The following is a 17,516-nucleotide window of genomic DNA, read 5'->3' as shown; positions in this document are numbered from 1 at the left end:
GAGCCGGGCGCCGCGCCCCGAGCGGCCCCTCGCAGCGGCCGGCCCGGGACCGCTCGTACGGGTGAACCGGTTGGCGGACCGGCTTGGGGAAAGAGCCGTGGACGGGCCGTGAACCGAGCCCGGACCGGGCCAAGGCCGAGCGGAACCGAGCCCGGACCGGGCCGTGCGCCGGTCAGGGGCCGGCCAGGGGCCGGTCAGCCCGCGCGCAGCGCCATCGTCATGGCCTCCACCGCCAGCAGCGGCGCCACGTTCCGGTCGAGGGCGTCACGGCAGGCGATGATCGCCTCGATGCGCCGCAGCGTGCGCTCGGGGCCCGAGGCCCGGGCGATCCGGTCCAGGTCCGCCCGTATGTCCTCGTTGGCGATGGCCACCGCGGAGCCGAGCTGGAGGGCCAGCACGTCCCGGTAGAAGCCCGTGAGGTCGGTGAGGGCGAGGTCGAGGGTGTCGCGCTGGGTCCTGGTGCGGCGGCGCTTCTGGCGGTCCTCGAGCTCCTTCATCGCCCCGGCGGTGCCCCGCGGCAGACGGCTGCCCGCTCCCGCTCCGGCGCCGAGCGCGGCCCTCAGGTCCTCGGTCTCCTTCGTGTCGACCTCTTCCGCGACCTGCTTGGCGTCCTCGGCGGCGGCGTCGACCAGCTCCTGCGCGGCCTTGAGGCAGCCGCCGACGTCGTCCACCCGCAGCGGGAGCCTCAGGACGGCGGCGCGGCGGGTCCGGGCGGCCTCGTCGGTGGCGAGCCGGCGGGCGCGGTCGATGTGGCCCTGGGTGGCTCGGGCCGCGGCCGCGGCGGCGGCCGGTTCCACGCCGTCGCGCCGCACCAGCACCTCGGCCACCGCCGCCACGGACGGGGTGGTCAGGGTCAGGTGCCGGCAGCGGGACCGGATGGTGGGCAGCACGTCCTCCAGGGAAGGCGCGCACAGCAGCCACACCGTCCGCGGAGCGGGCTCCTCCACGGCCTTGAGGAGTACGTTCCCGGCGCCTTCGGTGAGCCGGTCGGCGTCCTCCAGCACGATGACCTGCCAGCGCCCCACCGCGGGTGACAGCTGGGCCCGGCGGACCAGCTCGCGGGTTTCCTTCACACCGATGGACAGCAGGTCGGTGCGCACGATCTCCACGTCGGCGTGGGTGCCGGCCAGGGTGGTGTGGCAGCCGTCGCAGAAGCCGCAGCCCGGCTCGCCGCCGAGGGCCCGGTCCGGGCTGACGCACTGGAGGGCCGCCGCGAACGCGCGGGCGGCCGTGGCCCGGCCGGAGCCCGGCGGGCCGGTGAAGAGCCAGGCGTGGGTCATCTTGGAAGCGGGCGGCGGCGGGGTGCCCTGCTCGATGGCGGTGACCAGGCGGTCGGCATCGCGGGCTGCGGCGGCCAGCTGTGCCTGAACGCGCTCCTGGCCGACGAGGTCTTCCCACACGGGCATGCCGCCCACCGCCTTTCACTCTCCGTGGATACTGCCTGCTCACATTGTGGCGCCCGCCGCTGACATTCCCCGCCCGCGGTCCCGGGCCCTCCCGCTCGGGACCGCCGGGACCGGATCAGCGGCGGCGGCGCGGCCTGCCACGACCGCCCGGGCCGTCGTGACCGTCCTGGCCGTCGTGACCGTCCTCGTCGTCCCGGTGCGGGCCGAGCAGCTCGTCCGCCAGGGTCGGCAGGTCGTCCATCGGGGTCGCCTCGGCCCAGTCGGACGCGGCCCGGCGCTGCCGGCCGTCGTCCCCGACGACGGGCAGTTCGCGGGTCGCGTCGTTCCCGGCGTCCCGGAAGATGCCGGGCGGAACCCGGTCGGCCGGGGCCTCCTGCGAGTGCGGCGCCGTCGGCCGCTCGGCCGGACGGGTCCGCCCGGCCGGAGCCTGCCGGTCCGTGTCCTGAGCCGGGCCCTCGGGCCGTACGGACGGCAGCACCGCCGTCTCGTCCATGGGGCGTGCGGCGCGCGGGTCGATCTTCGGCACCGGGACGGTCTGGGTCACGTCGTCGGGCTGTACGACCCGCCGGACCACGGGGGTCTCGACGGTGACGGCATCGTCCGGGAGTGGCTCCTTGCGCATCTCCACCTTCGGCGAAGGAGCAGCGGGAGCCGCCTGCCCGGCCGCCGCGGCAGGCTCCGCCGCAGCCCTGGCGGCCGCCGCCGCGGCCGACGCCTCCGCGAGCCGGCGCGCCTCCTCCGCCCGCAGCAGGGCCTCCTCCGCGCGCCGCTGCTTCTCCAGCCGCCGCTCCTCCGCCTCGGCCCGCAGCCGGGCCTCCTCCGCCTCCTGGAGCCGGATCCGCTCCCGCTCGGCGGCGCGCGCCTTCTGCTCGGCCTCCGCCCGCAGCCGCTCGGCCTCGGCCCGGGCGCGGGCTTCCTCCTCGGCCCTGAGCCGCTCCTCCTCGGCCCTGCGGGCGGCTTCGGCCTCGGCGGCGCGCCGGGCCTCCTCGGCCTCCCGCGCCAGGCGGGCCTCCTCCTCGGCCTTCAGCCGGGCTTCCTCGGCCTTGCGCGCGGCCTCTTCCTCGGCCTTGCGCCGGGCCTCCTCCTCGGCGAGCCGCCGGGCCTCGATCTGCGCGGCGACCTCGGCCTCGGAGAGCGGGAGCATCCGGTCCAGGCGGTGCCGTACGACGGTGGTCACGGAGCCGGGCTCCTGGCCCGCGTCGACCACGAGGTAGCGCCCGGGGTCGGCCGCGGCGAGCGTCAGGAAGCCGGCCCGCACCCGCTGGTGGAACTCGGCCGGCTCGGACTCCAGCCGGTCGGGCGCCTCCGTGAACCGCTCCCGCGCGGTCTCCGGGGACACGTCGAGCAGCACGGTCAGGTTCGGGACGAGCCCGTCGGTGGCCCAGCGGGAGATCCGGGCGATCTCGGTCGGGGACAGGTCGCGGCCGGCGCCCTGGTAGGCCACCGAGGAGTCGATGTAGCGGTCGGAGATGACCACCGCACCGCGCTCCAGGGCGGGCCGGACCACCGTGTCCACGTGCTCCGCGCGGTCGGCGGCGTACAGCAGGGCCTCGGCTCGGTTCGACAGACCGGCGGAGGAGATGTCGAGCAGGATCGAGCGGAGCCGCTTGCCGACCGGGGTGGCACCGGGCTCCCGGGTGACGACCACCTCGTGGCCCTTGCCCCGTATCCAGTCGGCGAGCGCCTCCACCTGGGTGGACTTGCCGGCTCCGTCGCCGCCTTCCAGGGCGATGAAGAACCCGGTCGCGGAAGGGGCCTGCACGGGCTCCCCGCCCCGCAGCGCCTCGCGCAGGTCGCGGCGCAGCGGTACGCCGCCGCGGTCGTCGGCCTTGACCAGGACCACCACCGCGACGGGCAGCAGCAGCACGCCGACCAGCGTCAGGACGTACGCGGCGCCGCCCAGCGGCAGGACGACCTGGCCGCCGCCCAGCCGGTGCGGGCCGATCGCCGCGGCCAGCAGCGGGGCGGCGACGGCTCCGAGGGCGACGGCCACCCGGACCACGGCCTGGAGGTGCTCGGTGACCCGGGCCCGGCGGAACTCCTCGGTCTCCTGGTCGAGCAGGGTGTGGCCGGTGTTGGCCGCCACGCCCGCGGCGGTGCCCGCGAGCAGCGCCAGGAACAGCACGGTCGCCGTGTCCCGGACCAGCCCGGCGAGCAGCAGCGCGAGCCCGGCCACCGCTATGGCCAGGGCCAGCAGCCGGCGCCGCGACAGCCCGGGCAGCACCCTGCCGGCCTGGGCGGCGCGGATCCCGAGGCCGGTCCCGCCGACGAGGGCGAGCACCAGCAGGGCGTACGCGGACGGCCCGCCGCCCAGGTCGAAGGCGTGCAGTACGGAAACGGAGGCGGCGCAGGCGACCGCTCCCGCGACGGCGGCGCAGGCCAGCACGAGCAGCGGGATCGCCCCCGTGCGGCCCTTCTCGGGCCGGTCGCCCGCCCTCGGGGCCCGCAGGCCCTCGAGCGGGGAACGCGGCCTCGGGGTCTTGACCGCCGGCAGCGCCAGCGGCACCAGCAGCGAGACGGACGCGGCGAACAGGCCGGCGGCGACGTACGAGCCCAGCGCCGCCTGGTTCGCGGCGAACCAGTCGACGCCGAGGCCCAGCGCCCGCCCGACGAGGGTCGCGGCGAGCAGCGCCGCGGCCGCCACGGGCATCGCCGCGAAGGCGGTGCGCAGCGTGAGGCGGCGCAGGGCGTCGAGGTGGTCCGGGAGGGGCCGTACGGTCGCCCCCTCCGGCGGCGGCGCCGGCAGCAGCGCGGGCGCGGCGCTCTCCTTGGCCAGCGTCCACACCCGCTCGGCGGCACCGGAGACGAAGACGGTGGCGAGCAGCACGGTCGTGGCGTGGGCCGGGATCCAGTCGAGCCACAGCGGGGCGACGACGAACAGCCCGATCCGCAGGCCGTCGGCCCCGACCATCGTCCAGCGGCGCTCCAGCTTCCCGCCGGGAGCGGTGAGCTGGGCCAACGGGCCGAGCAGGACCGCGCCGAACAGGACGGTGGCGAGGATCCGCACCGCGAAGACGGCGGCGACGGCGAAGGCCGCGCCCCGGTAGCCGCCGCCGAAGAGGCTCTCGGTACCGGCCGTCACGGCCGCCTGGAGGGTCAGCAGCACCAGGACCAGCAGGGCCAGGGCGTCGCCGATGCCGCTCACCAGCTGGGCGCTCCACAGCCGGCGCAGCCCGGGCGTGCGCAGCAGGGCGCGCACCGCTCGCTCGCGGGAGTCCGCGGCTAGGGCTTCGTCGTAGGAGGGGTTCTCGGAGGCGGTCACGACCGTCGGCTGCTCGGCTCGCGTCATCCGCCCAGCCTATCCGCTGTGCCTGGCGGTTGCGGGGGGCTGTGGACGACGCCGGGTGTGACCCGCCACCCACCTTCCGGGGGCGGGCCGGAGGACTGTTGAACGCACCGGGAACGGAGGAACGCGCTCCGGCCCTCGGCCCGGCGCGGGCCGCTGCGCGCGGTCCGGGCTCCGGCCCCCGAACCCCGACGAGACCGGACCCCGCGAGGCCGGACGCGGCGAGGGCCCCGCGCGGCTCGCGCGGGGCCCTCGTGCCGGGTCCGGCAGGGGACTACTCGTCCGCCGGGGCGGCCGCCGCGGACTTCTTCGCCGCCGCGGTCGTCTTCTTCACGGCCGTCTTCTTCGCCGCCGCCGTCTTCGCGGCAGCAGTCTTGGTCGCCGTCGCCGTCGCCTTCTTGGCGGCAGCAGTCTTCGTCGCCGTCGCCTTCTTCGCCGGTGCCTTCTTCGCAGCCGCCTTCTTCGCGGTCTTCTTCGCCGGGGCCTTGGCCCGCTTCTCCGCGAGCAGCTCGTAACCCCGCTCAGGCGTGATCGTCTCGACGTCGTCGTCCCGCCGCAGCGTCGCGTTCGTCTCGCCGTCCGTCACGTACGGCCCGAAGCGGCCGTCCTTCACCACCACCGGCTTCTCGCTCACCGGGTCCGTGCCCAGCTCCTTCAGCGGGGGCTTGGCCGCGGCCCGGCCCCGCTGCTTCGGCTGCGCGTAGATCGCCAGGGCCTCGTCCAGGGTGATCGAGAACAGCTGGTCCTCGGTCTCCAGGGACCGCGAGTCCGTGCCCTTCTTCAGGTACGGGCCGTAGCGGCCGTTCTGGGCCGTGATCTCCACGCCTTCGGCGTCGGTGCCCACCACGCGCGGCAGCGACATCAGCTTGAGGGCGTCGTCCAGGGTGACCGTGTCCAGGGACATCGACTTGAACAGGGACGCCGTCCGCGGCTTCACCGCGTTCTTGCCCGTCTTCGGCGTGCCCTCGGGCAGGATCTCCGTCACGTACGGCCCGTAGCGGCCGTCCTTGGCGACGATCTGGTTGCCGCTGACCGGGTCGGCGCCCAGCTCGAACTCGCCGCTCGGCTTCGCGAACAGCTCCTGCGCGTACTCCACCGTCAGCTCGTCCGGAGCCAGGTCGTCCGGTACGTCGGCGCGCTGGTGGCCCTCCGCGTCCTTCTCGCCCCGCTCCACGTACGGCCCGTAGCGGCCGACGCGCAGCACGATGCCGTCGCCGACCGGGAAGGAGGAGATCTCCCGGGCGTCGATCGCGCCGAGGTCCGTGACCAGCTCCTTCAGGCCGCCGAGGTGGTCGCCGTCGGCCGGTACGACCTCCGTGGCCTCCTCCGAGCCGAAGTAGAACCGCTTCAGCCACGGCACGGACTGGGCCTCGCCCCGCGCGATGCGGTCGAGGTCGTCCTCCATCTTGGCGGTGAAGTCGTAGTCGACGAGCCGCCCGAAGTGCGTCTCCAGCAGGTTCACCACGGCGAACGACAGGAAGGACGGCACGAGCGCCGTGCCCTTCTTGAAGACGTAACCGCGGTCGAGGATCGTGCCGATGATCGACGCGTACGTCGACGGGCGGCCGATCTCCCGCTCCTCCAGCTCCTTGACCAGCGAGGCCTCGGTGTAGCGGGCCGGCGGCTTGGTCGCGTGGCCGTCCGCGGTGATCTCCTCGGCCGTCAGCGCGTCGCCCTCGGCGACCTGCGGCAGGCGCTTCTCGCGGTCGTCGAGCTCGGCGTTCGGGTCGTCCGCGCCCTCCACGTACGCCTTCATGAAGCCGTGGAAGGTGATCGTCTTGCCGGAGGCCGAGAACTCGGCGTCGCGGCCGTCCGAGGCCCGGCCACCGATCTTGACGGTGACGGAGTTACCGGTCGCGTCCTTCATCTGGGAGGCGACGGTCCGCTTCCAGATGAGCTCGTACAGGCGGAACTGGTCGCCGGTCAGACCTGTCTCGGCGGGGGTGCGGAAACGATCACCCGAGGGCCGGATCGCCTCGTGCGCCTCCTGCGCGTTCTTGACCTTGCCGGCGTAGACGCGCGGCTTCTCCGGCAGGTAGGCGGCCCCGTAGAGCTGGGTGACCTGCGCCCGCGCCGCCGACACCGCGGTGTCGGAGAGCGTGGTGGAGTCGGTACGCATGTAGGTGATGAAGCCGTTCTCGTACAGCTTCTGCGCCACCTGCATCGTCGCCTTCGCACCGAAGCCCAGCTTGCGCGAGGCCTCCTGCTGGAGCGTCGTCGTGCGGAACGGGGCGTACGGGGAGCGGCGGTACGGCTTGGACTCGACCGAGCGGACGGCGAACGAGGTCTCGGCCAGCGCGGCGCCGAGCGCCCGGGCGTTCGCCTCGTCGAGGTGCAGCACCTCGCTCTTGAGCTGCCCGTTCGCACCGAAGTCGCGGCCCTGGGCGATGCGCTTGCCGTCCACCGCGTTCAGGCGGGCGACCAGGTTCGACGGGTCGGAGGCGTCACCGGCGCGACCGGTACCGAAGGTTCCGGTCAGGTCCCAGTACTCGGCGGACCGGAAGGCGATGCGCTCGCGCTCACGCTCGACGACGAGGCGGGTGGCCACGGACTGGACGCGGCCGGCCGACAGCCGCGGCATGACCTTCTTCCACAGGACCGGCGAGACCTCGTAGCCGTAGAGGCGGTCGAGGATGCGTCGGGTCTCCTGGGCGTCGACCATGCGCTGGTTCAGCTCGCGCGGGTTGGCGACGGCGTCGCGGATCGCGTCCTTGGTGATCTCGTGGAAGACCATCCGGTGGACGGGGACCTTGGGCTTGAGGACTTCCTGCAGGTGCCACGCGATGGCTTCGCCCTCGCGGTCCTCATCGGTGGCGAGGAAGAGTTCGTCGGACTCGGCGAGCAGGTCCTTGAGCTTCCTGACCTGCGCCTTCTTGTCCGCATTGACGACATAGATCGGCTGGAAGTCGTGCTCGACGTCCACGCCGAGGCGGCGCACCTCACCCGTGTACTTGTCGGGGACCTCGGCCGCGCCGTTGGGGAGGTCGCGGATGTGCCCGACGCTCGCCTCGACGACGTATCCCGGGCCGAGGTAGCCCTTGATCGTCTTCGCCTTGGCAGGGGACTCGACGATGACGAGTCGGCGGCCGCCCTTTGCGGTCTCGCTAGTCGGGGACAACTTGGCTCTTCTCTCCGGTCGGCACTCGGTCGCTGTACGGCGACGCTGCGGAGTGTGACGGTACAACCCGCCCCCGTGTCAAACGGCACAAGCCCGCAACGGCCACTCGAACGGTAACCCGACAAGTGCCATTTCTGCCGCCCGGATGCCGCGCCGGGACCTTCGCGGTCACCGGCCAGGGTGGCCCGGGGGCCGTCTGGCCCCGCCTCCGCACCCCGCGCGACGTCGGGTTTCACACCGGATGGAGATCATCCCCGGTTCCCGCTTCAGAACCGCTGGAGGCACCAGACTCCGAGGGCCAGCGAGGCCGCACCGGCCGCTACGGCCAGCGGTACGGCCACGACGGGGCGCACGCCCTCGGCCACCGGCGCGCCGCGCCGGGCGCGCGCCCCCGTCCAGACCAGCAGAGCGGCTCCGAACAGCAGGAACACGGCCCCTGCGAAGATCGCCGGACCGCGTTCCATGCCGTTCCCCACTTCCCCCGGGCCGCTCGGGGATCCCCCCGGATCCCCCGCTGCCGAGGAGCCTGCCACCCGAGGGGGTACGGCAGGCGAACCCCGGGTTACATCACGGTGCCGACGGCGCGCCGGCTAGCGGGCCGGCCCCTGGACGGGCTCCAGGAACCCCTGCTCGACCAGCATCCGGATCGCCTCCGGGGTCCGGTCCCGCAGGACGACCGGGTCCTCCTCCATCAGCTGCGCGATCGCGTCGAGGATCCGGCCCGCGCTGAGTGAGCCGTCGCACACTCCGGCGAAGCCGGCGCCGACCGTGTCCACCTTCGTGGCGCGGCGCATGCCCCGGTTCTGCCGGAGCACCACGTGCTCGGGGTCCTCCGCGCCCGGCGCGCCGACCTGCTCCTGGACCACCTCCGCAGTCAGCCGGAAGTACCCCGCCAGCAGGGCCGCGTCGTCGTGGTCGCGCAGGTAGTCCTGGCGGGCGAAGTGCGCGAGCACCGTCTCCCCGAGCGGCTGCTCCACCGAGTGCGGCCACTCCTCGGCAACGACCGACGGCTCGGCCGCGTCCGTGCGGCGCAGCGTGATCCAGCCGAAGCCGACGGCCTTGGTCTTGCGGGCCTCGAACTCGTCCAGCCAGTCCTCGTATCGCCGCGCGTACTCGGCGGGGTCGGTGCGGTGGTCGCCCGCGTCCCGCAGCCACAGCTCCGCGTACTGCGTCACGTCCTGCACGTCACGCTGCACGATCCACGCGTCGCAGCCGCGCGGCACCCAGGAGCGGACCCGGTCGCGCCAGTCCTCCCCCTCCACGTGCTGCCAGTTGCCGAGGAACTGCGCGTAGCCGCCCGGGTTGAGGTGGGCTCCCGCCTGCTGGACCAGGGTCCGGCACAGGTCGTCGCCGCCCATGCCGCCGTCCCGGTACGTGAGCCGCGCACCGGGGGAGATCACGAAGGGCGGGTTCGACACGATCAGGTCGTACGTGGCGTCGCCGACGGGCTCGAACAGCGAGCCGGCGAGCAGTTCGGCCTCCGGTGCCCCGGACAGCGCCAGCGTCAGACGGGTGAATTCCAGGGCGCGCGGGTTGACGTCCGTCGCCGTGACGCGGGTGGCGTGCTGGGCGGCGTGCAGCGCCTGGATGCCGGATCCGGTCCCGAGGTCGAGGGCCGAGCCGACGGGGAGGGGCACGGTGATCCCGGCCAGGGTGGTGGAGGCGCCTCCGACGCCGAGCACCACGCCCTCCTCGCGGCTGCCGATCCCGCCGGCACCGCCGACGGCGCAGCCGAGGTCCGAGACGATGAACCAGTCCTCGCCGTCGGGCCCGCCGTACGGGCGGACGTCGACGGTGGCGTGCACCTCGTCGCCCTCCCGGCGCAGCCATCCGTCGGCGAGGGCGGCCTCGACGGGCAGCGCGGCAGCGGCGTGCACGTAGGGCTCGGGCTGCTGGAGCAGGAACAGCCGGGTCAGGCTCGCGAGGGCTTCGGCGCCCGCCCCGCGGGTGGCACGCAGGGCGGGGACCGTCTCGCTGCGGGCCAGCGCGGCGTACGCGGGGGCCCCGAGCAGGTCGAGCAGTCCGTCGGCGGTGAAGCCCGCGGCGAGCAGGGCCTCGCGGAGCTCGGCGGCGTGGTCGGGCTTGGGAAGGCTGGTGGTACTCACCCGACCATTGTGGCCGCTGGCACCGTCGATCCGTACGAACCCCGGCGCGCGGTACGCGTTCGGACGCCGGACGGGCGGCCGGACCGGGTTCCCGGAGCGCCGTCCGCCGTCTCGGCAGCGGCGCGCGCGGGTTCGGGCCGGACGCCCCCCGCCGGCCCGGTCCCGCCCGCCGGCCCGGTGCCCCCCGCCGGCCTGGTCCCGCCCGCGGCCGCCCGAGGGCGGCACCGGGCGCGCCGGGCGCAGACGGGAAGAAGACCGAGGTCAGCTCTTGCCGGGTGCCGTGACCTGGCAGCCCTTCTGGCTGTAGATCACCTTCAGGCCGGTGGAGTTGAGCTTCTCCTTGGCCGCCGTCTCGTTGGCCGCAACCTCGGTGAGTCCGCCGGCGACCCCTTGGAGCCCCTCCGCGAACTTGCTCTGGTCCTTCGGGTCGAGCGCGTCGATCTTCGTCTTGAGCTCGGTGTAGCTCTTGGAGATCTCGCCGTAGCTCTTGACCACGGAATCCGCCGCGGGCTTGCCGTCCTTGACGGGCGGTTCACCGGCCTGGCTCAGGGCGCCGCCCATGGACTTGTAGGCCTCCGAGAGGGTCTGGAAGGCCGCCGAGTCGGTCTGCTGGACCTCCTCGGGCTTGCTGCTCTGGCTGGCCACCCGCTTCAGCTCGTCATTGGTCGTCTTGATCTTGGTGAGTTCGGGCTCCCACTTGTCGCAGACCTTCTTGGCCCAGGCGTCGGCCTTCTTGTCGCCGTCGTCCTCACCGCCGCAGCCGGACAGGACGAGCATCAGTACCGCACCGCCGGACACCGCGGCCGCAAGCTTCTTGTTCACCGGATTGGTCCCTTCGAAGGCTCTCGGCCGGAAGATACACGCCCACCATCAGGGCACGCACAAAGGCGGACAGACGGCGCGTCAGTCCGCGCCGCCTGTCCGCCGTTCGGGCGTATCTTCGAGCCGGTCGGCCCACGGGGTCCGTGGGGCCGGGACTCAGGTGCCCCGGAGGGTCAGGAGACCACCGCCGGATCGGCCGGCTGGGCCGCCCGCTCGGCCGTCTGGCTCCCGCCGTCCTCGCCGACGGCGATGCCGCGGCGCTTGGAGACGTACACCGCGCCGATGATCACCATGAGCGCGAGCACCGCGACGACGGCCCGTACGGTCGCACTGGTGTCCGCGCCGTAGCTGAACTGCACGACGGCCGGGGCGATCAGCAGGGCCACCAGGTTCATGACCTTCAGGAGCGGGTTGATGGCCGGTCCGGCGGTGTCCTTGAACGGGTCGCCGACGGTGTCGCCGATGACGACCGCGGCGTGGGCCTCGCTGCCCTTGCCGCCGTGGTGGCCGTCCTCGACGAGCTTCTTGGCGTTGTCCCACGCGCCACCGGAGTTGGCGAGGAAGACCGCCATCAGGGTGCCGGTGCCGATGGCGCCCGCCAGGAAGGAGCCGAGCGCGCCGACGCCGAGGGAGAAGCCGACCGCGATCGGCGTGAGCACGGCGAGCAGGCCGGGTGTGGCGAGCTCGCGCAGCGCGTCCTTGGTGCAGATGTCCACGACGCGCCCGTACTCGGGCTTCTCCGAGTAGTCCATGATCCCGGGGTGCTCGCGGAACTGGCGGCGCACCTCGTAGACCACGGCGCCCGCGGAGCGGGAGACGGCGTTGATGGCCAGGCCGGAGAACAGGAACACCACGGCCGCGCCGAGGAGCAGGCCGACGAGGTTGTTGGGCTGGGCGATGTCGAGGCTGAGGTTCATCTCCCCGGCCTTGGCGCCGACCTCCTTGACCGCGTTGGTGATGGCGTCGTTGTACGAGCCGAAGAGCGCGGCCGCGGCCAGGACGGCGGTGGCGATGGCGATGCCCTTGGTGATGGCCTTGGTGGTGTTGCCGACCGCGTCCAGGTCGGTCAGGACCTGGGCGCCGGCGCCCTCGACGTCACCGGACATCTCGGCGATGCCCTGGGCGTTGTCGGAGACCGGGCCGAAGGTGTCCATCGCGACGATGACGCCCACCGTGGTGAGCAGGCCGGTGCCGGCCAGGGCCACCGCGAAGAGCGCCAGCATGATCGAGGTGCCGCCGAGCAGGAAGGCCCCGTAGACGCCGAGGCCGATGAGGAGCGCCGTGTAGACGGCGGACTCCAGGCCGACGGAGATGCCCGCGAGGACCACGGTGGCGGGACCGGTCAGCGAGGACTTGCCGATGTCCCGGACGGGACGGCGGTTGGTCTCGGTGAAGTACCCGGTGAGCTGCTGGATGAGGGCCGCGAGCACGATGCCGATGGCGACGGCGACCACCGCCAGGACGCGCGGGTCCCCGCTGTGGTTGGCGATGGCGGCGTCCTCGACGCCGACCAGCTCCTTGTAGGTGGCCGGGAGGTACGCGTAGACGGCGACCGCGACAAGCGCGAGGGAGATCACGGCCGAGATGAAGAAGCCGCGGTTGATCGCGGTCATCCCGCTGCGGTCGGCGCGGCGCGGGGCGACCGCGAAGATGCCGATCATCGCCGTGATGACGCCGATGGCGGGCACGATGAGCGGGAAGGCCAGACCCAGGTCGCCGAAGGCGGCCTTGCCGAGGATGAGCGCGGCCACGAGCGTGACGGCGTAGGACTCGAAGAGGTCCGCCGCCATCCCCGCGCAGTCGCCGACGTTGTCGCCCACGTTGTCGGCGATGGTCGCGGCATTGCGCGGATCGTCCTCCGGAATGCCCTGCTCGACCTTGCCGACCAGGTCGGCGCCGACGTCGGCGGCCTTGGTGAAGATGCCGCCGCCCACGCGCATGAACATCGCGATCAGGGCGGCGCCCAGACCGAAGCCCTCCAGGACCTTGGGGGCGTCGGCGGCGTAGACCAGGACGACGCAGGAAGCGCCGAGCAGGCCCAGACCGACCGTGAACATGCCGACCACGCCACCGGTGCGGAAGGCGATCTTCATGGCCTTGTGGGCCACGTCGGTCAGGTCCTTGGCGGGTTCGCCCGCGGCCGGGGTGGCCTCGCGGGCGGCCGCGGCGACGCGGACGTTGGCGCGGACCGCGAGGCGCATGCCGATGTAGCCGGTGACGGCGGAGAAGATCGCGCCGACGAGGAAGAACGCGGAGCGTCCCGCCCGCTGCGACCAGTCGTCGGCGGGCAGCAGGAAGAGCAGGAAGAAGACCACGACGGCGAAGACGCCGAGGGTGCGCAACTGGCGGCCGAGGTAGGCGTTGGCGCCTTCCTGCACGGCTGCGGCGATCTTCTTCATGCTGTCGGTGCCCTCGTCCGCGGCGAGGACCTGGCGGACCAGGATCTGCGCGACGACGAGCGCCGCCAGGGCGACGCCCGCGATGACGAACACGATGAGGCGGTTGTCATCGGTGAGTACTGCGGCTGCCAGATCACGGGCGCGATCCGGAGCGAAAGGGGTGAAGAGCCCCGTCATTCGTCCTCCTTGACGTGATGAGCTCAAGATGTGGACGGATTGTAGGGAGCGGGACCTGATCAAAACAGTGCGCGTGAAACGGAATTGGCGTGCTCTTGCTCCTCAGCAATAGATCACGTCACTCCATTACCCCCGAAAGAAGTAATGGGACAAAACCATTGACGACCACTCAGCGACTCAGAAGATTTCCCGGGAAAATGAAAAAGGCCCTGCTCAGCAGGGCCTCGACAAAGATCCGAATAATGAATGAAGATCGGAAGATACGGCTGGACGGGCGCTACGGAAGGCGGGACGGCCGCTACGAGACCTCGGGGGCCGCGGCGACGGGCCAGCTCATCCGGATCGTTCCGCCCGATTCCCCACTGGTCACGGAGACGTCGTCGACGAGCCCGCTGATCACGGCGAGGCCCATCTCGTCCTCCTCGCCCCCATCCGGGTCCAGGACGGCGGCGATACCCGGCACCGACTCGGCGGAACCGCCGGCCGGCCCGGGCACCTCGTCACCGACCTCGATGGAGAAAAGCTTCTCCTCCTCGGTCAGCACGACCCGGACGGGCGCGGTGAGGCCGTTGCTGCGGTGCAGTCCGACGGCACGGGAACAGGCCTCGCCCACGGCGAGGCGGACCTCGTCGAGGACGGCTTCCTCCACCCCGGCCCGGCGCGCCACGGCGGCCGCGACGAGGCGGGCCGTCCGGACGTGTTCGGGCTGGGCGCTGAAGCGCAGTTCAACGGTGGCCATGTGCGTCCCCCTCGGACTACGGGCGTGCCTTGACAGGGGCCCGGACCAACCGTGGTCCGGTACCCCCGCTCCTCGTCGGCTCCTCGGTGACCGGAGCCGTACGTCAGTCGGTGGCCTGGACGGCGTCCTCCACCGTGGTGTGGATCGGGAACACCTTGGTCAGACCGGTGATCCGGAAGATCTTCAGGATGCGCTCCTGGTTGCAGACCAGACGCAGCGAGCCCTCGTGCGCGCGCACGCGCTTGAGGCCTCCCACGAGCACACCGAGACCGGTGGAGTCGAGAAAGTCCACTCGCTCCATGTCGACAACCAGGTGGTAGCTGCCGTCGTTCACCAACTCCACCAACTGCTCGCGCAGCTTGGGCGCGGTATACACATCAATCTCGCCACCGACCTCTACGACCGTGCGGTCGCCGACAGTGCGAGTCGACAGGGACAGGTCCACGGATCCTCCAGCACCTTGCTATCGAGCGGCGCCCCCCAGGGGCCTCCCCACCCGAAGGTAGGGGAGGGGATCGGCTGCCGCGATGGCATTCAATCACTTACCGGCAGGCGCGCACGACGCCTTGGGACCATTGTCCCGCACGCCAGTGACACACTCGGTTCCATATGGCCAACACCCACCGCCCCGGTCCGCCCACGGAACCCGCGGATCCCCGACCCACTCCCGGCACGGTCCTGGACCGCCTGTCACGGGGGCCTTCCCGGGCTGCGCGCATCACCCATACGGAGCACTTGCCCCCAAGGGCGGGTCGTCATGCGGTCTGGCCGCACCGCATCCGAACGGATGTCGTAGCCGCGATCCGTGACGCCGGGATCGACCATCCGTGGGAACACCAGGCGGCGGCCGCCGAGCACGCCCTGGACGGCGAGTCCGTCGTCGTCGCCACCGGAACCGCCTCCGGGAAGTCCCTGGCCTACCTGGCGCCCGTGCTGTCCGCCCTCGCGGACGGCGCCGAGGCACCCAACGGCCGGGGTGCGACCGCCCTCTACCTGGCTCCGACCAAAGCTCTGGCCGCCGACCAGCGGCGGGCCGTCCGGGCGCTGGCCGCGCCCCTGAAGAACGCCGTACGCCCGGCCGTGTACGACGGGGACACGCCCGTCGAGGAACGCGAGTGGGTGCGCCAGTACGCCAACTACGTGCTGACCAACCCCGACATGCTGCACCGGGGGATCCTGCCCTCCCACCCCCGCTGGTCCTCCTTCCTGAAGGCGCTGCGCTACGTCGTCATCGACGAGTGCCACACCTACCGCGGGGTGTTCGGCTCCCACGTCGCCCAGGTCCTGCGGCGGCTGCGGCGCCTGTGCGCCCGCTACGGCTCCGAACCGGTCTTCCTGCTGGCCTCCGCCACCGCCAGTGACCCGGCGGCCGCCGCGTCCCGGCTGACCGGGGTGCCGGTCACCGAGATCACCGACGACGCGTCGCCGCGCGGCGAGGTGGTCTTCGCCCTGTGGGAGCCGCCGCTGACCGACCTCAAGGGCGAGAAGGGCGCCCCCGTGCGCCGGACCGCCACCGCCGAGACCGCCGACCTGCTGACCGACCTGGTCGTGCAGGGCGTGCGGACCGTGGCCTTCGTCCGGTCGCGGCGCGGGGCCGAACTGATCTCCGTGATCGCCCAGGAGCGCCTGGCGGCGGTGGACCGGTCCCTGCCCCGGCGGGTCGCCGCCTACCGGGGCGGCTACCTGCCCGAGGAGCGGCGGGCCCTGGAGAGGGCCCTGCACTCAGGGGAGCTGCTGGGGCTGGCCGCGACCACCGCCCTGGAGCTGGGCGTGGACGTGGCGGGCCTGGACGCCGTGCTGATCACCGGCTATCCCGGCACCCGGGCCTCCCTGTGGCAGCAGGCCGGGCGCGCCGGACGCTCGGGCCAGGGCGCCCTGGCGGTGCTGATCGCCCGCGACGACCCGCTGGACACCTACCTGGTCCACCACCCCGAGGCCCTGTTCCGGCGGCCGGTGGAGGCCACCGTGCTGGACCCCGACAACCCGTACGTCCTGGCCCCGCACCTCTGCGCGGCCGCCGCCGAGCTGCCCCTGACCGAAGCCGACCTGGACCTCTTCGGGCCGTCCGCACGCGAGCTCGTGCCCCAGCTGGAAGCGGCGAAACTGCTGCGGCGCCGCGCCACGGCCTGGCACTGGACACGCCGGGAGCGGGCCTCGGACCTGACCGACATCCGCGGCGGCGGGGGCCGTCCCGTGCAGATCGTGGAGGCCTCGACCGGCCGGCTGCTGGGCACCGTGGACGAGTCCGCCTCCCACACGGCCGTCCACGACGGCGCCGTCCACCTCCACCAGGGCCGCACCTACCTGGTGAAACACCTGGATCTGGAGGATTCCGTCGCCCTGGTGGAGGAGGCCGACCCGCCGTTCTCCACCACCGCCCGCGACACCACCTCCATCGCCATCCTGGAGACGGAGACCGAGGTCCCTTGGGGCGAGGCCCGGCTCTGCTTCGGCTCGGTCGAGGTCACCAACCAGGTCGTGTCCTACCTGCGCCGCAAGCTCATCACCGGCGAGGTCCTCGGCGAGGCCAAGCTCGACCTGCCGCCGCGCACGCTGCGCACCCGGGCGGTGTGGTGGACGGTGACCGAGGACCAGCTGGACGAGGCCCGGATCAGCCCGGAGATCCTCGGCGGCGCCCTGCACGCCGCCGAGCACGCCTCCATCGGCCTGCTCCCGCTGTTCGCCACCTGCGACCGCTGGGACATCGGCGGGGTGTCCGTCCCGCTGCATCCGGACACCCTGCTGCCCACGGTCTTCGTGTACGACGGCCACCCGGGCGGCGCCGGCTTCGCGGAGCGGGCCTTCCAGACGGCGAGGGCCTGGCTGACCGCCACCCGGGACGCCATTGCCGCCTGCGAGTGCGAGGCGGGCTGCCCCTCCTGCATCCAGTCCCCCAAGTGCGGCAACGGCAACGACCCCCTCCACAAGCGCGGCGCCGTGCGCCTGCTCACCCGCCTCCTCTCCACCGCCCCCTGACCGGCCCGGGGGCGGGGGCGGCGACCACGGACCCCACCGAGGCCCCGACACCCGCCGAAGACCCCGCCCGGGCAACGGCCTCCACCGCAGGCCCCACCCGGGCAGCAACCCCCGCCGCAGGCCCCGCCCGGGGAGTGGCCTCCAGCGGTGGCCCCGCTCGGGCGGTGACCTCGGGGGTGAAGGGGCCGGTCCGGACGCCCGCCCGGACCTCGGCCACCTCTCCGCCGACCCGGCAGGCGGCCAGTCCCGCCCCCTGGGCGGCAGCCACCCGCCGGGCCGCCGCACAGGCCGCCTCGGGGCCGTGCACCCAGCTCACGGCCGCCGCCAGGGCTCCGAGATCGGCTGCCGCGCCCGCCCGGTGGCGGGCCACCACGGCCTGACCGAGCAGCAGCACACCCCCGAACACCGCCACCAGCACCGCGGCCACCACGGTGGCCCACACCGTCGCGGCCCCCCGATCCCGCGCCCCACCGCATCGGCGAGGCGGC

Annotated in this window: 10 protein-coding genes and 1 pseudogene; 1 reads left to right on the top strand and 10 read right to left on the bottom strand. The window is 73.3% G+C overall.

Annotation, left to right across the window (positions count from 1 at the left end; genetic code table 11):
• Nucleotides 1-194: 194 nt before the first annotated feature.
• The 9 genes from ACZ501_RS21045 to bldG form a co-directional block, all read right to left on the bottom strand.
• A complete protein-coding gene (locus ACZ501_RS21045; RefSeq protein WP_468797257.1) occupies nucleotides 195-1,406 on the bottom strand; it encodes a DNA polymerase III subunit delta' in 1,212 nt (403 codons plus the stop codon).
• Between the two features lie 115 nt (nucleotides 1,407-1,521).
• The gene (tmk, locus tag ACZ501_RS21040; RefSeq protein WP_468797254.1) at nucleotides 1,522-4,695 is read right to left on the bottom strand and encodes a dTMP kinase; all 3,174 of its coding nucleotides are present in this window, start codon (nucleotides 4,693-4,695) and stop codon (nucleotides 1,522-1,524) included.
• Nucleotides 4,696-4,966: 271 nt separating this feature from the next.
• On the bottom strand, nucleotides 4,967-7,810 hold the full coding sequence (topA, locus tag ACZ501_RS21035; protein WP_468797251.1) for a type I DNA topoisomerase: 2,844 nt from the start codon (nucleotides 7,808-7,810) through the stop codon (nucleotides 4,967-4,969).
• Nucleotides 7,811-8,076: 266 nt separating this feature from the next.
• Entirely contained in the window at nucleotides 8,077-8,274 is a 198-nt protein-coding gene (locus ACZ501_RS21030; protein ID WP_361602295.1) for a hypothetical protein, read from the bottom strand.
• A gap of 126 nt (nucleotides 8,275-8,400) precedes the next feature.
• Nucleotides 8,401-9,915 (bottom strand): DUF7059 domain-containing protein, encoded by a 1,515-nt coding sequence (locus tag ACZ501_RS21025; protein ID WP_361602298.1) that lies wholly within the window; start codon nucleotides 9,913-9,915, stop codon nucleotides 8,401-8,403.
• A 261-nt stretch (nucleotides 9,916-10,176) separates the two neighbouring features.
• Nucleotides 10,177-10,737 (bottom strand): small secreted protein, encoded by a 561-nt coding sequence (locus ACZ501_RS21020; protein WP_361602301.1) that lies wholly within the window; start codon nucleotides 10,735-10,737, stop codon nucleotides 10,177-10,179.
• Nucleotides 10,738-10,910: 173 nt separating this feature from the next.
• Nucleotides 10,911-13,313: a sodium-translocating pyrophosphatase gene (locus ACZ501_RS21015; protein ID WP_468797248.1), complete on the bottom strand. Its 2,403-nt coding sequence runs from the start codon at nucleotides 13,311-13,313 to the stop codon at nucleotides 10,911-10,913.
• A 298-nt stretch (nucleotides 13,314-13,611) separates the two neighbouring features.
• On the bottom strand, nucleotides 13,612-14,052 hold the full coding sequence (locus tag ACZ501_RS21010; protein WP_361602307.1) for an ATP-binding protein: 441 nt from the start codon (nucleotides 14,050-14,052) through the stop codon (nucleotides 13,612-13,614).
• A gap of 103 nt (nucleotides 14,053-14,155) precedes the next feature.
• Entirely contained in the window at nucleotides 14,156-14,497 is a 342-nt protein-coding gene (bldG, locus tag ACZ501_RS21005) for an anti-sigma factor antagonist BldG (protein WP_361602310.1), read from the bottom strand.
• 82 nt (nucleotides 14,498-14,579) lie between these two features.
• Here bldG and ACZ501_RS21000 point away from each other — a divergent pair.
• Nucleotides 14,580-17,028 (top strand): annotated as a pseudogene (locus ACZ501_RS21000) (DEAD/DEAH box helicase).
• Here ACZ501_RS21000 and ACZ501_RS20995 read toward each other — a convergent pair.
• Entirely contained in the window at nucleotides 17,000-17,470 is a 471-nt protein-coding gene (locus ACZ501_RS20995; RefSeq protein WP_468797245.1) for an Rv3654c family TadE-like protein, read from the bottom strand. The pseudogene ACZ501_RS21000 and the gene ACZ501_RS20995 sit on opposite strands and share 29 nt — an antisense overlap.
• Between the last annotated feature and the right edge of the window lie 46 nt (nucleotides 17,471-17,516).

The sequence above is a fragment of the Streptomyces sp. NPDC034085 genome (genome assembly GCF_055575555.1).
The sequence above is the reverse complement of the archived record's forward strand: the minus strand, read 5'-3'. Positions and strand labels throughout refer to the sequence as shown.